Origin of the sequence: Bacillus sp. NEB1478 (assembly GCF_031582965.1) — a bacterium.
GTDB lineage: Bacteria > Bacillota > Bacilli > Bacillales > Fictibacillaceae > Fictibacillus.
In genome coordinates this window covers 336,353-354,147 of the sequence record NZ_CP134049.1, presented here as the reverse complement: position 1 = coordinate 354,147, position 17,795 = coordinate 336,353, and the positions used below count along the sequence as shown (strand labels likewise).

General features: G+C 41.3%; 18 protein-coding genes, 2 pseudogenes and 1 riboswitch. Of the genes and pseudogenes, 5 read left to right on the top strand and 15 right to left on the bottom strand.

Annotation, left to right across the window (positions count from 1 at the left end; genetic code table 11):
- Positions 1-64: 64 nt before the first annotated feature.
- From RGB74_RS01715 to RGB74_RS01695, 5 genes are all read right to left on the bottom strand, one after another.
- A complete protein-coding gene (locus tag RGB74_RS01715) occupies positions 65-949 on the bottom strand; it encodes an ATP-binding protein (RefSeq protein WP_310761265.1) in 885 nt (294 codons plus the stop codon).
- A gap of 146 nt (positions 950-1,095) precedes the next feature.
- Positions 1,096-1,281, bottom strand: coding sequence for a hypothetical protein (locus RGB74_RS01710; protein ID WP_310761264.1), 186 nt, complete (start codon positions 1,279-1,281; stop codon positions 1,096-1,098).
- Between the two features lie 16 nt (positions 1,282-1,297).
- The gene (locus RGB74_RS01705) at positions 1,298-2,032 is read right to left on the bottom strand and encodes a YdcF family protein (RefSeq protein ID WP_310761263.1); all 735 of its coding nucleotides are present in this window, start codon (positions 2,030-2,032) and stop codon (positions 1,298-1,300) included.
- A gap of 90 nt (positions 2,033-2,122) precedes the next feature.
- Positions 2,123-2,608 (bottom strand): hypothetical protein, encoded by a 486-nt coding sequence (locus tag RGB74_RS01700; RefSeq protein WP_310761262.1) that lies wholly within the window; start codon positions 2,606-2,608, stop codon positions 2,123-2,125.
- Between the two features lie 32 nt (positions 2,609-2,640).
- A riboswitch (cyclic di-GMP riboswitch) is annotated at positions 2,641-2,723 on the bottom strand.
- Positions 2,724-2,918: 195 nt separating this feature from the next.
- The gene (locus RGB74_RS01695; RefSeq protein ID WP_396136007.1) at positions 2,919-3,593 is read right to left on the bottom strand and encodes a spore coat protein; all 675 of its coding nucleotides are present in this window, start codon (positions 3,591-3,593) and stop codon (positions 2,919-2,921) included.
- Positions 3,594-3,911: 318 nt separating this feature from the next.
- On the opposite strand from RGB74_RS01695, the gene RGB74_RS01690 reads away from it, so the two are divergent.
- Positions 3,912-4,472 (top strand): transposase, encoded by a 561-nt coding sequence (locus RGB74_RS01690; protein ID WP_310761261.1) that lies wholly within the window; start codon positions 3,912-3,914, stop codon positions 4,470-4,472.
- A 120-nt stretch (positions 4,473-4,592) separates the two neighbouring features.
- On the opposite strand, the gene RGB74_RS20090 is transcribed toward RGB74_RS01690, so the two are convergent.
- A complete protein-coding gene (locus RGB74_RS20090; RefSeq protein ID WP_396136090.1) occupies positions 4,593-5,411 on the bottom strand; it encodes a methyl-accepting chemotaxis protein in 819 nt (272 codons plus the stop codon).
- Between the two features lie 123 nt (positions 5,412-5,534).
- Positions 5,535-6,467, bottom strand: a pseudogene (locus RGB74_RS20085) (cache domain-containing protein); the annotation flags it as partial.
- Between the two features lie 353 nt (positions 6,468-6,820).
- Here RGB74_RS20085 and RGB74_RS01680 point away from each other — a divergent pair.
- Complete coding sequence (locus RGB74_RS01680; RefSeq protein WP_310761259.1) at positions 6,821-6,991, top strand: Spo0E family sporulation regulatory protein-aspartic acid phosphatase; 171 nt, start codon at positions 6,821-6,823, stop codon at positions 6,989-6,991.
- 124 nt (positions 6,992-7,115) lie between these two features.
- Here the strand turns inward: RGB74_RS01680 and RGB74_RS01675 are convergent, their stop codons facing one another.
- Complete coding sequence (locus RGB74_RS01675) at positions 7,116-8,066, bottom strand: nucleoside hydrolase (protein WP_310761258.1); 951 nt, start codon at positions 8,064-8,066, stop codon at positions 7,116-7,118.
- Between the two features lie 75 nt (positions 8,067-8,141).
- A complete protein-coding gene (locus RGB74_RS01670; RefSeq protein WP_310761257.1) occupies positions 8,142-8,558 on the bottom strand; it encodes a thiol-disulfide oxidoreductase DCC family protein in 417 nt (138 codons plus the stop codon).
- Between the two features lie 163 nt (positions 8,559-8,721).
- Between RGB74_RS01670 and RGB74_RS01665 the strand changes: the two genes are divergently transcribed.
- The 3 genes from RGB74_RS01665 to RGB74_RS01655 all read left to right on the top strand — a co-directional run bounded on the left by RGB74_RS01665 (position 8,722) and on the right by RGB74_RS01655 (position 11,896).
- On the top strand, positions 8,722-9,417 hold the full coding sequence (locus tag RGB74_RS01665) for a DUF975 family protein (protein ID WP_310761256.1): 696 nt from the start codon (positions 8,722-8,724) through the stop codon (positions 9,415-9,417).
- Positions 9,418-9,587: 170 nt separating this feature from the next.
- Positions 9,588-11,195, top strand: a complete 1,608-nt coding sequence (locus RGB74_RS01660; RefSeq protein WP_310761255.1) for a hypothetical protein — start codon at positions 9,588-9,590, stop codon at positions 11,193-11,195.
- Positions 11,196-11,200: 5 nt separating this feature from the next.
- Positions 11,201-11,896, top strand: coding sequence for an OmpA/MotB family protein (locus RGB74_RS01655; RefSeq protein WP_310761254.1), 696 nt, complete (start codon positions 11,201-11,203; stop codon positions 11,894-11,896).
- A 202-nt stretch (positions 11,897-12,098) separates the two neighbouring features.
- On the opposite strand, the gene RGB74_RS01650 is transcribed toward RGB74_RS01655, so the two are convergent.
- From RGB74_RS01650 to RGB74_RS01625, 6 genes and pseudogenes are all read right to left on the bottom strand, one after another.
- Positions 12,099-12,971, bottom strand: a complete 873-nt coding sequence (locus tag RGB74_RS01650) for an AraC family transcriptional regulator (RefSeq protein ID WP_310761253.1) — start codon at positions 12,969-12,971, stop codon at positions 12,099-12,101.
- 194 nt (positions 12,972-13,165) lie between these two features.
- Positions 13,166-14,140: pseudogene (locus tag RGB74_RS01645) on the bottom strand (multidrug resistance efflux transporter family protein).
- A gap of 90 nt (positions 14,141-14,230) precedes the next feature.
- Complete coding sequence (locus RGB74_RS01640) at positions 14,231-14,710, bottom strand: site-2 protease family protein (RefSeq protein WP_310761252.1); 480 nt, start codon at positions 14,708-14,710, stop codon at positions 14,231-14,233.
- Positions 14,711-15,079: 369 nt separating this feature from the next.
- Entirely contained in the window at positions 15,080-15,610 is a 531-nt protein-coding gene (locus RGB74_RS01635; protein ID WP_310761251.1) for a chromate transporter, read from the bottom strand.
- Positions 15,607-16,194 (bottom strand): chromate transporter, encoded by a 588-nt coding sequence (locus tag RGB74_RS01630; protein WP_310761250.1) that lies wholly within the window; start codon positions 16,192-16,194, stop codon positions 15,607-15,609. Before RGB74_RS01630 ends, RGB74_RS01635 begins: the two co-directional genes overlap by 4 nt.
- Positions 16,188-17,759 (bottom strand): gamma-glutamyltransferase family protein, encoded by a 1,572-nt coding sequence (locus RGB74_RS01625; RefSeq protein WP_310762959.1) that lies wholly within the window; start codon positions 17,757-17,759, stop codon positions 16,188-16,190. Before RGB74_RS01625 ends, RGB74_RS01630 begins: the two co-directional genes overlap by 7 nt.
- Positions 17,760-17,795 lie beyond the last annotated feature (36 nt).

Genomic DNA, 17,795 nt, shown 5'->3' with positions numbered 1-17,795 from the left:
AGGGCGAAACCTCCAAAATCATCGTGGGAAATAAATTGTAGGGGGTCTGACCCCATTTCCCAGCTTACATAAACAGCGTCGCGGCCACGTTGGAAACGAGGGCGCGTTCGCGGGCGTCTTCGAGCTTGTCGGCGATTGCGCGCTGGATGGCGCGCTTCGCCGGCAAGTAGACGGAGAGGTCGGCCGCATCCAGCAGTGCGCGGATGGATGCGGCGTCCTCGGACAGATGGCCGGCTTTCGCCTGACCGATGAGGTCAGACGAAAGCTGGACAAATTGATCCAGAATAGCGTCATCTTTTTGCTGGGACTGAGTTTTCAGCATCTCTTTTAACGTCCCGCCTTGAATATACGGCACTTCTATTACTACAAAACGGTTTTTCAACGCTTCGTTTAAGGGTACCGTACCGATATATCCTTCATTAATCGCAGCAATGACGTTAAATCCAGGATCTGCTTTTATCACTTCACCTGTAAACGGGTTGGCAATCGTACGACGGTAATCGAGCATTCCGTTTAAGATCGGCAGTGTTTCAGGCTTTGCGATGTTGATTTCATCAATATACAGAAAATGTCCGTTGTTCGCCGCTTTAGTAACGGGTCCTGGAATGAATTCAATTTCTTGCTTTCCGTTCCGATAGCTTAATGTTTTGTGCCCTAATAACGCTTCCGCATCTAAATCCACAGAGGCATTGACTTGGTGCAGCGGCTGACCGAAAATACTCGAGAGCAGTTCAGCGAGTTTCGTTTTACCTGAACCAGTAGGACCCTTCAGCAGAACATTTTTTCCTAAGGCAAGGGCGATCACCGCATCTTCAACAAGCGATGTGTCAGGTGCTGTATAGCCAGGCTTTCCGATCAAATCTTTATAAACATCAGGCAAATTTTCTATGCGTTTAGCCGCTTCTTTTTGCAGCTTTTCTTTTATTTCAATTGGGATCTCAAGGTTCATTGTAAATAATCCTTTCCTTCATCTACCACTATTATTTCCACTAATTCCGTTACGTAAATCCTTACACACTTTAACATTGTAAGCTTTTTCAAGGCAAGTGGTTGAACTGCAAAGAAAAACGCTTTGATATACGATATATCAAAACGTCATTCAGTCTGTTCCTTTTTAATTAACTTCACAATATGCGGTTTCGGCTCCCAGCAATTAAACTGGTAGTCTGGCTTAGTATCATATCCAAGCCGCACACAGAAATAACGCATCCCTACAGATGTTTTCTCAGGTTTGAAATTTACACATGTCGCACAGCAATGATATCGATTTTTGTTATTCATGTATGTCACATCCTTCTTAGCGGTCTGTGAAATAGCTCTTGAAAATGGCCATGTACTCTCTTACATGCGCCTGAGGTACGGACGAAATTCTTAGCGGCGACCCTAGACCTTCTGCATCCACTCCTAAGCGCTTAGCGATCATCTTCGTCCGAAAAAGATGAAAATCACTCGTTACGATCAGCACTTTACTGCCAGGATCAATCATTTGTTTCGTATATAATAAGTTTTCGTATGTACTTGTCGCTTTTTCTTCTATCTTTATTCGATCTGGATCCATGCCGTGTTTCACAAGGTAGTTTTTCATAATGAAGCCTTCACTTTCCGTTTTCCGAAAACCGAGACCCCCGCTCACAACAAAATGAAGATCCTTGTGATTTTGAGCATAAGCGAGTGCTTGATCAAGTCGTCCTTTCAATACGGCACCTGGTCTGTTGTTTTTTGTCCCGCCTCCTAATATGAGTACTGTGTCTATTCTATCGGAAACCTTATCGGGATTGGTATTCGCAGATAAGAGAATAAGAGTTTCTAACGTGCCTGCAAAAAGGATGGCCAGTGTTATTATGACCGTTGTCGTTTTTCTGTACTTTTTAAAAAGATTCATCATGGTCTGATACTTGTAAAACAGCAGAAAAAAGAAAACACTAAGCATGAAAAAGACGGCTAATCCCATATCCATGTTGGTCGTTTGGATCAGCATCGCTGCAGCATAAAGAAAAAAGCAGAGACTTAGAAACAAAAATAATTTTTTCATAGTATTAAGCTCCATTACCATTTAATTGAGGTTCCAAATTCTAGTATATCGAAAAATAGAAAAAGAGCGGAGATTTTCCGCTCTTTTGATTTATTTATTAATATCTTGTTTTTTGATCTCTTTTTCGATTTCTTGTGTGATCTGTTTTTTATAGTTTTCAGATGTCGTTGACGCTTCTTTTGTCATTTCTGCTGTCTTTTTATCAACAGCTTCTTGCTTTCTTTGTGTAATCTTTGCTACTTCATCATCGTAATGTTTTTGAAGATCAGATTTCTCTTCTTGAATAATGTCTTTCTTCTTATCGTTCAGCTCTGTTTTTGTTTCTGAAAAAATAGTTTGCACTTTACTGCTTAACCCGCTAAGCAATTCATCTTTTTGAGTTTTCAGCTGATTTTGGATATCATCCTTAAATGTGTAGGCAAGGATTTGTGTGTATAGCTGATCTGCAAGCTCTGGTTTCGCTGCAAATGCCGAAGTAGTCCCTATTGTAAAAGCAGCAACTGTAGCCAATGCTACCTTAGTCCACTTCCGCGCTTTCTTCTTTGTACTAAACTTTTCTTTTCGTGATATTTCCATAAAAAATACCCCTTCCTTTTATCGGTTTGATTAAAAGAAGCGGCCGGTTGCGCTACTAGCTCTGATTATTCCAAGCGCCCAAATAAAGAATAATCTTCACAGCTCCACACTTATTTAATTATTTCCTAATATTAAATTTACCATCAAAGGGATTTGCTGTAAATAGAATTTTGATATACTAGTAAATTAATACAACAAATTTATTTGCATACTTATAGGTGATTTTCTTGCTAAAAAATTATTTAAAGAAGCAAATTTATTCAAAAAACACTTGAGAAAATTAATTCTCAAGCGTTTTAAAGTACTTAAACTATTGCAGTGGCGGCATTGTTTGGGCTTGACCGTATGCATTTATCATTTGTTGCATATCTTGTTGGGCTAATTGTGGCACTTGATAAAAATGCTTTTTGTTTTGCCAAATTGATAATTCGTAAGCCATTTCAATCCAATTTGGTATCCCGTCTGCTAATACACGGCGAAGGACAGGGTTAGTAAGTTCCAAAGTAGCCATCCCTCTCAGGGACGCATTAGACTTTAATGTTCCAAGAATTAAGGAAGAAATCGCTTCATCATTTAACTGAGATGCATTTTGAATTGGAGTTTTAGGCTGTGCAGGACTCAACCCATAAACAAAATCATTTTCTTGAGTCATTTTATAGGTTTGAGTTGGCATAGATGGATCTTTTCCTGTTTGAAAAGCTTGAACACATGCATTATATTCGTTCGTAATATGCTGATAATGACGATCTAACATTGCTTTTAATTCTTGATCCTGGATGTGGTCTCTGCAAAGGATGTACAAGTTTAGTGTGCTGATTGTTCCTCCCAGCATTTCATGAACATCGAACAGTTCGTGTCCACCATGGTTAAATTGTGCAGGCACCTTGCCCGTCTGCATGTTTTGATGCACAAACTCAGAGCTATTAGCATTTTGGGACTGATTATTTTGATTTGGATTAGATTGATTCGGATTAATAGGGTTCATATTCTTACCTCCGTTTTTAGAAATACGGGGTTATTTTGTGTAGATTGAAGTCATATATACAATAAAGGTGCAATTCGCAAAAAAATTTCCGGGGAAATTCGATAAAATGATTCAGCAATATCCCACAATCGACAAATTGAAAGCTGAATTTTTGAAGTAAAATGATGATATTTGAAATTCGTATAATAAAATCGTTTGTATTCAGAAACCGACGGGAAGGTTTACTCAAAAACCGTAAAGGAAATAAATTGTTTGGGGACTGTCCCCATTTCCCAAATCCAGCTAAAAGCCTTACACTAGAATTATTACTGGAAGGAGGTGAATCCCATTTCTAGGACGAAACGTATCTGGTATCCCGATGCTGTTTACCATGTCACCACTCGCGGTAATCGACGAGAACCCCTTTTTTACTCTCATCTCGATTATCATCATTATTTAAAAATACTTAGTCACTGCATTCCTAAGTATTCCGTTAAACTTTTCTCTTATTGCCTCATGCCGAACCACACCCATTTACAAATTCAATGCTGCAAGTCCCCGCCTGGTGATTTCATGAAAGAATTAAGTGAAACTTATGCGATGTATTTTAATAAAAAATATGAACTCACTGGCCATGTCTTTCAAGGTCGATACGGAGCAGAATTAATCGAAGATCGATCTTATCTACTAGACACTAGCCGCTACATCCACATGAACCCTGTTGCTGCAGACCTTGTTATGTACCCTCTTGAATATCCTTGGAGCAGCTACCGTTATTATGCAAGCCAATCCGTATGTTCCTTCTTAGATACCTCATTTATACTTGAACAGTTTCAAAAATCAAAATCACTATATCGAGATTATGTCGAAAGCAGAATAACACCGGTCGTAGAGCAGTAATGGCGTTGTAAAATTACACTCTATCAAATTTATAAAGCTTGTTGTTTCAATGAAAAAGCCGGTTATGTCCTTCTGAAGAAGACAAAACCGGCTTTTTTGTATTTGTCTGGGGTCTGTCCCCTAGATCTTGAATCTCATAACGTGGTCGCGCATTTGTTCTGCATATTGTTCTAGTTGTTCTGCTAGGTGGTTCAGTTGTTCCATGGATGCTGATTGTTGTTCGGTTGAAGCCGAAACTTCCTCTGTGCCAGCCGCTGTTTCTTGCGTGATAGCTAGTATATTTGAGGCGTTTTCCAGTAAAACATCTTTTTGCTTCGTCATTTCTTCAACGGATTCAATGACGTCTTGTAATTTTTCTGAGTTACCATGGATAGCTTTAGAAATCTCTTTAAACGTCTGCTCTGTTTCTTCAACCGCTTCGCCTTGTTCTAAGATCAGTGCTGCAGCTTCCTGAACTTGTCCAACAGTCGATTGTGTAACAGCTTGCATATCACTGATTAATACACTAATTTCTTTTAATGAACCATCTGTTTGTTCTGCTAATTTTCGAACTTCATCCGCAACAACTGCAAATCCTCTTCCAGATTCCCCTGCGCGAGCTGCCTCAATTGCTGCATTCAACGCTAGCAAATTCGTCTGGTTCGCGATTTCACTGATCGTATGGACGATTTCCTGGACACTGCCAGATGTTTCATCCAGTTTTTTAATAGATGTGATCATATCTTTTGTCATTTCAGTAGTGAGTAACGATTTTTCTTTTAAGAACGTTACTTTTTCAACACCTGTTACAGATGCATGATTCATCTGTTGTGTTGCTTTTTCAATGGCTTCTCCCTTTTCCTGCACTTGTGTAATACGATCTGCTAGAACACCTGCCGCTTGAGCATTTCCATCCATTAACTCTGCTTGGTATGAGGAACCCTCTGCTATTTGTTGCATTGTTCTTGAGACTTCGTGGGCAGAAGCTGAATTTTCTTCAGCACTCGCGACAACCGTTTGTGACGCATCAGTTACATGGTCTGTGATTTGTGCCATTTCACCGATCAGCATCCGCATTTGACCTGACATATCTGTAAAGCTATCAGCCAGTTCTCCTATCTCATCTTCTCGATTCATAGAAACTGCTACTTGCAAATTTCCATTTTTCATTTCGTTCATGGCTTCTTTTAATGTGCGAACAGGATTTGTGATTTTTCTTGATACAAAGACTGAGATGACCGCCGCTACAAGAATCGTGATCAAGAGAGCAATACCGATCGGCAACAAAATGACCGATGCTTTCTTTTCAAATTCACTGACTGCAACTGTTCCAGCTAGCTTCCAGCCGGTCGTTTCATTTTGCACGTAGCTGATCACGCGCTTATCTCCGTTAAGTTCAGTTGTTAAAATACCTTGTTCTTGATTCATTTTTTTATAGAAAGATTCATTCGCAGCGCTTTTACCTGCCATTTTCGGATTTGGATGCACCATGTAGGATCCGGAATTATCAAGTAACAGTGCATATCCAGAGTCCCCGATTTTCATATTTTGCATGATTGTCAATATATCACTAACCGCTATATCGATTGCTGCAACACCAACAAATTCCCCGTTATTTTCAATTCCTTTAACAGCCTTGATTACGAGTCTGCCTGTTCCTGTATCGGTAAATGGATCTATCCAAATAACCTTCTCAGGATTTTTCTCGGCTTTTTTGTACCAGTCTGTAAGTGTAAGATCATCTATTTTTGATGCAGGAACCGGGTACATAATTACGTTTTTATCTTTTGAAACAAAATAACTATTCATAATTGATGCGTTAGATACATGATAGTCCTCGAACTTTCTAAGAACATAATCGGGATCATCTCCCGTTTTGTAAAGTTTGATCCATGCATCATCCGCATACGCCAAAACAAATTCAGCATTGTTACTTAAAAAACGATCCAAGGATTGGTTCAAATCTTCCATCCTTGCAGATGTGTCAGCAGATGAATTATTAACCGTTGTTTTCATACTATAAAAATAACCAACACCGCTTATGATCAACCCTGTCATGAATATAAGCAATAAAAAAGGCACCAAAATCTGCCTTTGTAGACTTTTCTTAATCATTTTCTTCCTCCATGTGATAGTTTCTAGGTCAGCAAAAGGTATATCGACATAGTTCTGCAAAGTTTTTAATAAAAAATGCCAAAAATGTCTTTGGAGAAAAGACATTTTTGGCATTACTGTATTTTTATGGGGTCTGTCCCCCTATATGTACAAAAAAATGATAGACTCGACACCAAATATGGTATATAATGTTAGTATAATTTACCGATATTAATAGTGCAGAAGTGGTTATTATATATGAGGGGGTATGGACCATGAGCCGAACCAACGCTCTTGTCTTAACTACAGAGATAGATGCCATTCGCACGACCATGTATGAAGTAAGTAAAAAAGTAGATAATCTTGCTGACCCGCTCCTTGTAAAGCTCAGCCAGATTTTAGATGAGAAACTTAACAAGCTGGATCAAATTAGAGAATGTGCATAATTCTATAAACAATTAACCGGAGATGTCTGCCTGCAATCGGACGCTTCGGTTTTTATTTTGTTATTCTTCATATTGCATTTCAATTAATTGCTCTCACTCTAAATTAATAGTTTTATATAATACATCAATAGCGAAATTTTTCACCTGTCATCGTGCTCATAAAATCGTTGAAAAACTTGGTGTAATCAAAGTCAAACGCGATTCTATGTTTTTTTTCATTCTCTCCGAATTGAACATACTCTCTGATATCTGCAATACTTTGTCCTCTGGCAATCATTTCATCTCTCACTACAATATGGACAGGCAAACGTTTAAACGAAAACATATCTTCCCTGACACTTGCCATTAAGGTGATGGCATCATGAACAGGGCTTCCTAAAATACGAGGGTTCTTTTTTTTATAAAAATCATAATAAAAGTCCAGCAAAGGCTTGATTACCGGTGCTTTCCCTTTATAATCGATATAATTGACCATTTCTGGTGTCACAATTGCACGATCGGTCACATTCAAAGGGATGATCGTTGCATTCTCCGCATACGTGAGAACCACTCTGACTGCTATTGGATCAGCATGAAAATTCGCCTCAGATACGGCTGTTACGTTCCCCGGCACCCAAAAGGCACCACCCATAATGTAGAATGCTTTTACTTTTTTCATTAGAGACTGATATAGAATAAACATTGTTGCAAGCGACGTAAGCCTTCCTACATTCACTATAATGAGTTCATTTTCATATTTATTGATCAAGTTTACAATCTCGAAAAAATTTTCGATTACCCCTTCATAAACGCCAGGTTCTATAGGCCCTAATCCATACTCTCCATGTACTTCTGGATAAAAGATAGGCTGTTCCCCTGTCATGGGCACTTCTGCACCGCCTATAATTTTCACTTCACTCGGAAAATTAAATAATTTAGCTAGATAATGTACATTATTTATCGTTTTTTCTCTTGAGACATTTCCATAGTCAGCGACAACACCGACGATATCAATCTTGTCACTCAAATAGGCGTAGGTCAGTGCTATCGTGTCATCAATTCCCACGTCACCAAAGAACAAGACTTTTAACCCCATAAGAATAGTCCCCTTTTTCTTTTTGTTTTATTTTATTAAGGGGTGTCCTTGTCCTATGAAAATTTGCATACAAAACTATTCTAGGAATCTTTTTCTTAAAGCCGGGGTAGGAATCATGCAGCTCTCTTTTTTTCCAAACCACCGATATCTGTTCTTAGCAATTCTTTTGTATAAAAAATCTCTTAACGGTCGTGGGAACACCAGGAAATTCTTGCTTAAGTTCCATGGGGATCTTAAATATCGAGTGAGCGTCAAGACTGCATCTGACATGAAATAAACCTTACCGTTTTCTATAAAAATGACAGAATCCGTTTGTGCTGTATCAATATGATAGCGCGATAACAATTCTTTTCCCGATTCTGATTGAATCGCCGCAAATTTCAGCTCTTCATTTTTTTCGTGTTTTAGTATGAATTGCACACTTGAATTACATAGGTTGCATACTCCGTCAAAAAGAAGTACTAGGTCATGGCTTTTTTTAACATTCTTCACGTTAACCCCTCCTTTTTTTGCAATTCGCTTTCCAGCATATTACTTACATTTTATACAAGCAGGAGGTTAGAGTAAAACGAATGAATTACCCATAAAATTCACCTTCCAACAATAGGATTAGTAGTATACACTCGAATGTAGAGACAAGGAAAGGTGAAGATCAATGAAAATTAGAGATTTTAAGAAAGAAGCAAGACTACAATTGGAAGGTCAATGGTCTGTTGCAGCAATGGTTACACTCGTGTTCGCTGCGGTTTATGTTGTTCTCCCGATGTTCGTGGAAATAAAGCTAAGCGGCGGATATGAAAATTGGATGTACACAACTGGTAATGAAGATGGGCAGTCTTTAAGCACATTCCTCATTACACTTGTTTTACTTCCATTATCGATCGGTTATTCATGGATGTTTCTGTCAGTTATTCGCATTGGGGAACGAGTTCGATTCTCTGGGCTATTCCAGGCTTTTTCCGAGATCAGCATGTATCTTAAGCTGTTAGGCACCTATTTGCTCATGATGATTTATGTGATTTTATGGACACTTCTTTTCATTATCCCAGGTATTATTAAAGCATTAGCATACTCTCAAACGTACTTTGTTTATAAAGACAATCCGAAAATGGGAATCAATGCGGCGATTACGGAAAGCCGAAAGCTTATGGTCGGATACAAGTGGAAGTTCTTTGTTCTTCAATTAAGCTTTATCGGGTGGGTATTCTTGGGTCTTATCACTTTTGGAATCGGATTCCTCTGGATCTATCCATACATGACCGCGACGTATGCTTCGTTTTATAATGCTTTAGTAGAAAAGAAAAAAGGACTTGAGCCTGTCGATGATGACGGATACGGAAAAGACGAATAATATATAATCGGTCACTGAATTTTTGGAGACGTGAACCCCTGAATTGTCCACCTGAAGTGGACAATTCAGGGGTTTTTGTATTTCTTTGGGGTCAGACCCCATTTCCTAAAATATTTCCCGCAGCTGGGACATATTTATCAGTAAGACGAGACTTCTTGAGGGGTGGCATAATGGATCAGATTACACTCATTGTTGTGGCAGCCATTGGTATTTTAGCTTTTGTAGGCATTGTTGGATATACCCAGACAACCTTTTATTTTCGAAAATGGAGCAGGGAACTGCAGCAGCTGGAAACACATCCTGAGCAGCAGCCTTACTCCCATTGGATTCAGCGAGTTACATCTGATTACAAGCAATTTCACCTTGCAGGTGTCCCGCAGCTGAACACGCAAGCACTAATTGAAAAACATCTATACAATGAAAAAATTCCAGTACTTGGCATATTCAGAGTGCCGGTCGGAAACATCCAGCGTTTTCTCAGCCAGCTTCCGTCCTTCACCATTATTTTAGGTGTACTCGGAACCTTTATCGGACTTACTCTCTCTCTTTTATCGATGCAGGATACGTTAATGACGCTGGGTACACAGCCGGCTGATGCCAATCTTACGCTCAATTCCATCATCTCCTCCTTAACCGCTCCCTTTAAAGGAATGAGCGTCGCCTTTTTTACAAGTATCGCCGGTATTACTGCTGCTCTTTTTCTGAACTTGATTCAGACGGGTTTTTTTTCTCAAGGTTCTTCCCTTTCCTATAAACAAGGGAAACTTTTATCCGATTGCGAAGTGTATTTGGATCATCATTTCAACAGCTTGCTTATCAACGACAAACCGCAGGATTCCGTAGAACGATTGCTAGACCGTCTTGCTGCGCGTGTTGAAAGTTCGTTTGATAAAACACTCGGTGAGTTCGCCTCACAAATGGTGAACTTCACAGCCGGACTTCAAAAAGCCATGGAAGACGTGAACGGTATTTTCGAGGCGCAGCGCCAGCATTCTGAACGTTTTGCCGCTTCAGCCAGTCAGCTGGATCAGTTCGGCAACCGATTTAACGAAACGACGAAGGAACTCGGCACGATCCAAAAGACTGTCGATTCCAGCATTAACGCTCTTGCTCAAAATATTTCAGCTTTCGAGCAGCAGATGAAGGTGGCAAACGAGCGGCATACACAAGGTCAGCAAAAGTTCGAACAGCTCATGCAGCGTTCTGATAAAGTTTTACAAGAATCACAGCGCCGATCTGAAGAACATGCCCAAACGCTGCTTCGCGGCATGCAAGAACAGCTGCAGCACTATCAAACACAGCACGAAAATCTCGAAAACCGGCTCGCGCAAAAACAAGACGAATGGTATTATCGCTATTCCGAAAAGCAGGGCGAATACGGCCGGGCTTCCGCGGACTTCGCTTCGAGTGTGCAGCAGCTTGAAAAAGGATTTTTTGCTGCAGTAGAACATGTTAAGCGGGATTTTACCGACCAAGTACGCAACATCATGGACAGTCAGAGCAGACAGCTCGGAACGATTTTAAACAACTCGCAAAATCAGCACGGACGTGAAGATGATATGCGGGAACTTTCTCGAACTCTCGAAAACTTGTACCAAGGCTTAACACGCAGCATTACTGACAACAACCGCACCCTTTCTGACATGTACCACCTGCTGCAGCGAATCTATCAATCTGCCATGAACCAGCCCTCGCAAGTGATTTATGAATCAAGGGAACCGCGGCAAGCGCAATATGTGGAAGATGATCGAGCTCCGATCATCACTAGGAGACGGTGAGCGGAATGAAGGCGCGGCAATCGTATTTTCATAATGAGGATCAAGAAACAAGTGAGATTTTCTGGCCAAGTTTTACCGATATGATGGCTATGATGGTTCTCGTCATGGTGTTCATTGCGATACTAGCCTATGTCCAGAGTATATACAACGCATATGATCAGGCACAGATCAAGCGCGAACTCGGCCAAGTGGCAGAGGTAAAAAAACACATTTCAGACCTCATTCAAAAACAGCTTGAAGAAAACGTCGGAAAAGATAAGATCATTCGCGGACCAAACAATACTATTTCCGTAGAAGGAAACATCCTTTTCGATACGGGAAGTGCAGACATTTCGGAAAAAGGAAAAAAAGTGCTCAATCCCCTTGCTGATGCACTTGCTGCCATTATCGAGGAAAAGGACATGAGCCAGTACCTCTACATCATTTTAATTGAAGGTCACACAGACTCTGTGCCGTATGACAACTGGTCGCTATCCACCCAGCGTGCGGTAGCAGTCGTTGATTATCTTGGTAAAGCGAATCCGAAACTCGCGAAAAAAGAGTATGCACAGTACTTGGCCGCAACCGGATACAGCGAGTATAAGCCGATCGCAAAAGGAAACACCGTTGAAGCTCTGCAAAAAAACCGCCGCATCTCGTTTCAGATCATATTGGATGACGACAAGTGGCAGAGCAAGCTGAAAGAGATTGTGGATCAATAAAAGTATGACCCAGAAGATCATTCTTTTGGGTCATTTTTCAGCTAACGTGGATATATTTGCTTTGACCGTGGATATACCGAATTGCATCGTTTCAAATCGCCTAACAAAGATAGCTTTTTACATAAAACAGACTTTCCCAAAACAAAAACAGCTCAAAAGTGAATGTTTCTTGCACTTTCAAGCTTGTTTTTTCATTTTTATTTTACTTTTTCATAACTGGTATCCATATTTCACTTTTAAATGTTGGAGAAGTTATATCCTTGTGCTCGTTCCATAGAATTTCCGGTCCTTCTGCCTGCTCAAAGCTTGAAGATGGAAACCATTCTGAGTAGATCCGTCCCCAAACATTCTGCAAAGTATCAGGAAATGGACCGACCGCTTCAAATACTGCCCAATTGGAGGCTGCAACATCCAGCTTTTCGAAGTTTTCAGGACATTCACTTGTCGTTGCTGCACCAATAAAATGATCGAGCTCCCCTTTTTCTTCCATCCGTTCTTCTGAAAAGTTCGTTGAAGCACTGAGTAAGCCCATTGGCTCTATATTTGATAGACTTTTAAGCTGATGTATCTCCTCAGGCTTTAAGTTTTTCCACATTGCCGCAATCTCAGGATTAACTCCTTCAAAAACGATTGGAACCCTTTTTTTGAAGCCCACGATTTTAAATGCTGTTTTCTCAACGATTCGATAATTCATCTCGCTATCCCCTTTTATCGTTAGTTGAAAGGTTAGGCGCGGGAAGGCTTTTAAGGATTGGCCGTTAATTCTAGCTTCTGAAGGTGTGACACCATGCAAACTTTGAAAAGCTTTTGTAAACGAATCAGGCGAGTTGTATCCATACTTGATTGCGGCATCGATCACGCGAACATTACTGTTGTTGAGCTCGAACGCAGCAAGCGTCAGACGCCTCCGCCTGATGTATTCAGACAAGGGAACACCGGCAAGAAAAGAAAACATTCTCTTAAAATGATATTCAGAACAATATGCCAGTCTTGCTGCTTCTTTATAATCCACTTGATCCGTGAGGTTTTCTTCAATATAGCTTAATGCTTCATTTAGCCTTTTAAGCGAATCCATTTACCTAACCTCCTCTCACAACTAGAATATCAGGGGTTTTACTTTATTATCCGATATTCGGTGCCCAAATAAAACGTATAGTTTTATATAAAAAAACGACAAAAAACAACCGCTGCTACGGGCAACGGCTGTTAAAGTTACTATATAAAAAGGGGGGGTAGTACTACTATTCCCAGATAGATATTTTTTAATCATCATTTTGCAAGATTCATAGATTTTTTTTTCACAACTTCTGTTTTTCCGAAATAACTATGCAAAAACATGCCTAACATGATTACCGCAACACCTGTTAATGACAGGAAACTTGGTGTGGCTACGGAAAGCAGCCACATTTCACCTAACAGCACAAAAATGATTTCTGCGGATTGGGTTGCTTCAACACCTGCTAGTTTTACAGGGTCATTGGCGCATAAATCGGTTGCCTGGAAAAAAAGGACGGTTGCAATCACCCCTGAAGATACTGCAACAATTAACGTCTGCCATAACTGACCGGATGTTGGCGGTCCACTTTGAACCTAGCCTGCTGCCGCAAGAACGATCCACCACGGCAGTGATGCGATCGTCATACCAAAAGCACGCTGAAACGCATCCAGCCGCTTGTTTGTCTCTATCATCATCTTCCGGTTTCCGAGCGGATATGCGATTGCTGCGATAATAACGGGAATGACAACATGCAGCCATAATGAGCTGTTTACACCACCCGCGTCATGAAACTGAACAAGCGCAACTCCTGCTAAAATCAGCAAGGAGAATCCCAAACCTTTGAAAGGAATCTTCTGTCGAGTCAATTTTCCTTTTGGTGTTCCTTTGTCATTTCCGTCATAAAAAAACGGTACGAGCAGTGAGCCTGCAACAATTGTAATCTGCCACGTAGAAGCCAAGAGCCATGCCTCTCCAAATCCTGCTGCATATGTAATCGGCGCATAAAAGAGAACAAATCCCACGGAACTCCATAAAAACCATACGCCGAACCTTGACCGTAATTCCTGGAAAACAGGTCTTACATTTCCTCTCATCCATACGATGATCCCTAATAACGGTACCATATAAAAAAAGCGGAGTGCTGCACTCCAATGCCAGCTGCCGCCTGCTAAATCCATGGATCGGTTCAATAAAAAGGTGACTCCAAAGAAAAATGCCGCCGCAATTCCTAATAATATAGGTTTCATGCTGATCCCTCTTCCCCGTTGTAATAAATCACTTTCATTATACAACGAGAACAGTAAAAAGTTGTTTTTAAAGTTGTTGATTTTGCGTAATTATCCAAGTGGATTATTTTCCACAGTTCCTTTTCTGATCACATCCCACGCGGCTTTTCCGTCTGTTGGGTATCCGTTATTTTCAATAGGAATCAATGAAAAGAACATAAAGTAAAAAGAAAAGTATTCAAACTGATATGTAAAAATACCAGCCTCCAGATATCCCGTTTGAACAACCACATTTAACAGAAACATGCTTAATACTGTAAACAATGGACCGCCGAGATAAACGAGTACTAAGTGACGCTTTTTATGATTCTTCAAATTTTCATATTCGCACCAGCCATCCCAAAAATAAACTTTACGAATGTTAAACGCTCCTATTTTTAAGAAACGATTGCCGATCCCAATATGAATCCTAACCTTGCCGCCTGTAATTTTCCCAAAAACCAAATGCCCAGCTTCATGTATGAAAGTAACGATTGGCAATACAAGAAAAAACGAAAAGATAAACTTCACGACATCATCAAAGCCAAACATAGTAATCCCTCCCCCGAAGTCTGGAATTCTATTGCATCTTTAGGGTTAACATTTCCTATATAATGAAGGTTCACACTAGGCTTTTGACCTGTCTTTTTACCAATTTTTTTATTTTTACAAAATTTACATGAAATCATAGAAAATCAAAGGTAATGATTTAAAATAAAAAGCTCAAACTTGATTAATTCCACGGTAAATCCAAATATATCCACAAAAAAAACGGTTTATTTCCACGTTATTTTCAATAATTCCACGTTAATTCGCGAATAACCACGAACCGACATCATTCGACACACTTAAGCCCCAGAGACATCAACGTCCCTCCCTGAAGACAAAAAAAAACAGAACCTCCTCAAAGGTTCTGCTCATTTAAGCTAAGAAAAAAGCGCCATATCCGAGTGATCCGATAATGACAAATACGGGCGAGACTTTCAACCTTTCCATCAGCACGAAACTTGCCGCTGCAAGAAATAGTGTGTGCATCCAGCCAGTTCCTTTATAGGATTCGGCTAAAAACTGATACGCCATAATTCCGAGCAGCACGGCAATGGTGGGTTTCACGTACGTACTCATGTTTTTTACGCGAGGTGAGTCTTTAAATTTATAAACAAGACCTAGGAAAGCGACCATCAGCAATAGGGACGGTGCGACAGAAGCAAAAACACCGACGAACGAACCGAGTACTCCGCCTTCATGGTAGCCAATATAACCCGCCATTTTGGTGGCGATCGGTCCTGGAAGTGCGTTTCCGAGGGCGAGTACTTCTGTAAAATCATTAACGGACAGCCAGTGGTAACGGTCCACAACTTCATTTTCGATGAGAGGAATCGAAGCGGGTCCGCCGCCGTAGCCTAATATGCCTGGCAGAAAAAAGGCGAGAAAGATGTGCCAATAAATCATCCTGTTTTTTCGCCTCCTCGCACTTTTAATGTATCTTTGTTTTTATCTTTTGATGGACTGAACAGCGCGTATAAAAGCAATCCGGCGATAATAATTCCGGGATGGACGCCCAACAGCTGCAATAAAATAAAACCGATCACGACATGGACGAAACTTACTTTGAACCCGAGGCTTTTTTTCGAACTCTGAAAAAACTGCCACGTGAGTACGGCAAGCATGACACCTACAACGGGGACGACGCCTTTTGTCATCCCGATTACCCATGGCTGATCCTTGTATTCACGGAGCGAAGTGAGCAGTACGACCATCAAAATAATCGTCGGCAGAGTCGCTGCGATTACAGCCGACAAGAGACCGAGAACACCTGCTACACGGTATCCGATATAACCTGCCATTTTTGTCGCAATCGGACCTGGCAAAGCATTTGCGAGGGCGAGCACATCACCGAATTCTTCGTCGTTCATCCATTTAAACGTTCTGACGACTTCTTTATGCACGAGCGGAATGGAAGAGGGGCCGCCGCCGTAGCCGAGCATGCCGCTTCGGAAAAAAGCGACAAAAAGATTCCAATTCTTTTTTACCATGCGGCGATTGATCCGTCCGTTCGTGCTTCGGTTCCGCCAGCCAGTACACCTGTCTTCGGATCTCTCCAGATGATCTGTCCTCTTCCGAAATTCCCGGAATCCATCGCAACCTGTACCTCATGCCCTCTTCTTGCTAGTTCGTCTGCGATGTGCGGCGGAACGGAGCGTTCTACCATAACCTTTTTATCCTCGATCCATTGCCAGCGCGGTGCATCAAGTGCTGATTGCGGATTCAGGTGAAAATCGACCACATTCATAATGACTTGGACGTGTCCTTGCGGCTGCATGTAGCCTCCCATCACCCCGAACGGCCCTATTGCTTCATCGCCTTTTGTTAAAAATCCAGGAATGATCGTATGATACGTTCTTTTTCCAGGTTCCAATGCGTTGTCATGATCCGAATCGAGCGAAAAATCGTGGCCTCTGTTTTGCAGCGAAATTCCTGTTCCCGGCACTACGATTCCTGAACCGAATCCCATATAGTTGCTCTGGATGAACGATACCATGTTGCCTTCTTCATCAGCCGCTGCTAGATAGACCGTTCCTCCGCTCGGCGGTAGTCCTGGTTCAGGCTGGATCGCTTCTGTACCGATTAAGTTTCTTCTTTCCACTGAATATTGTTCAGATAAAAGTCCTTCCACAGAAACTCGCATTCTCGCAGAATCGGTTACATATTTTTTGGCATCCACAAATGCCAGCTTAATGGCTTCGATCTGCTTATGGTATGTTTCGGCTGATTCTTTTTCTGTAAAATCAAATCCTTTCAGTGTGTTGAGTGCCATTAACGCCACAATTCCCTGACCGTTCGGCGGAATCTCCCACACATCATACCCACGGTAGTTCACCTTGATCGGATCGACCCACTCGGGGTAAAAACCTGCTAAATCTTCACTCGTTAAAAATCCGCCGTGATTCGCAGACGCTTCACCGATCTTTTGAGCAAGAGCACCACGGTAAAAAGATTCTGCGTTTGTTTTCGCAATTTCTTTTAACGTTTCAGCATGTCCCGGCGAACGCCACAGCTCACCTACTTCAGGAGCACGGCCATCTGGTGCGAATGTTTCAAACCACGCCTTGAATTCCACTCCTTTTAATTCCTTTTTAAAAATTTCATACGCACGCTTCCAGTACTTTCCGAGAATTGGCGTTAAAGGATAGCCTTCTTCCGCATATGAAATGGCTGGTTTCAATACTTCTTCTAACGGAAGTTTTCCAAATCGGCTCGATAACTCTGCCCACGCAGATGGTGCTCCGGGAACCGTCACGGGCACCCAGCCAAATTTCGGAATCTTTTCGTGTCCTGCCTTTTTCACTTCCTCGATCGAAATTCCTTTTGGTGCCGGTCCGCTAGCATTGAGTCCGTGCAGCTTTCCGTCTTTTGTCCAAACAAGAGCAAAAGCGTCTCCGCCGATTCCGTTCGATGTTGGCTCCACAACAGTTAAACAAGCCGCTGTTGCGATAGCTGCATCAATTGCGTTCCCGCCTTTTTTCAGGATATCCAGCCCCGCTTGTGCTGCGAGTGGCTGTGATGTGGCCACCATTCCTTTTTTTGCGTAGACGGTCATCCGCTGAGAACCGTATGGATAGTTTTGTTTATGATA

Coding starts and splice junctions, on each gene's coding strand:
- RGB74_RS01715 (WP_310761265.1), bottom strand. CDS start 949: ATGAACCTTGAGATCCCAATTGAAATAAAAGAAAAGCTGCAAAAAGAA.
- RGB74_RS01710 (WP_310761264.1), bottom strand. CDS start 1,281: ATGAATAACAAAAATCGATATCATTGCTGTGCGACATGTGTAAATTTC.
- RGB74_RS01705 (WP_310761263.1), bottom strand. CDS start 2,032: ATGAAAAAATTATTTTTGTTTCTAAGTCTCTGCTTTTTTCTTTATGCT.
- RGB74_RS01700 (WP_310761262.1), bottom strand. CDS start 2,608: ATGGAAATATCACGAAAAGAAAAGTTTAGTACAAAGAAGAAAGCGCGG.
- RGB74_RS01695 (WP_396136007.1), bottom strand. CDS start 3,593: ATGAACCCTATTAATCCGAATCAATCTAATCCAAATCAAAATAATCAG.
- RGB74_RS20090 (WP_396136090.1), bottom strand. CDS start 5,411: ATGCAACAAATAGCAGAGGGTTCCTCATACCAAGCAGAGTTAATGGAT.
- RGB74_RS01680 (WP_310761259.1), top strand. CDS start 6,821: ATGAGCCGAACCAACGCTCTTGTCTTAACTACAGAGATAGATGCCATT.
- RGB74_RS01675 (WP_310761258.1), bottom strand. CDS start 8,066: ATGGGGTTAAAAGTCTTGTTCTTTGGTGACGTGGGAATTGATGACACG.
- RGB74_RS01665 (WP_310761256.1), top strand. CDS start 8,722: ATGAAAATTAGAGATTTTAAGAAAGAAGCAAGACTACAATTGGAAGGT.
- RGB74_RS01660 (WP_310761255.1), top strand. CDS start 9,588: ATGGATCAGATTACACTCATTGTTGTGGCAGCCATTGGTATTTTAGCT.
- RGB74_RS01655 (WP_310761254.1), top strand. CDS start 11,201: ATGAAGGCGCGGCAATCGTATTTTCATAATGAGGATCAAGAAACAAGT.
- RGB74_RS01650 (WP_310761253.1), bottom strand. CDS start 12,971: ATGGATTCGCTTAAAAGGCTAAATGAAGCATTAAGCTATATTGAAGAA.
- RGB74_RS01640 (WP_310761252.1), bottom strand. CDS start 14,710: ATGTTTGGCTTTGATGATGTCGTGAAGTTTATCTTTTCGTTTTTTCTT.
- RGB74_RS01635 (WP_310761251.1), bottom strand. CDS start 15,610: ATGATTTATTGGCACATCTTTCTCGCCTTTTTTCTGCCAGGCATATTA.
- RGB74_RS01630 (WP_310761250.1), bottom strand. CDS start 16,194: ATGGTAAAAAAGAATTGGAATCTTTTTGTCGCTTTTTTCCGAAGCGGC.
- RGB74_RS01625 (WP_310762959.1), bottom strand. CDS start 17,759: ATGACCGTCTACGCAAAAAAAGGAATGGTGGCCACATCACAGCCACTC.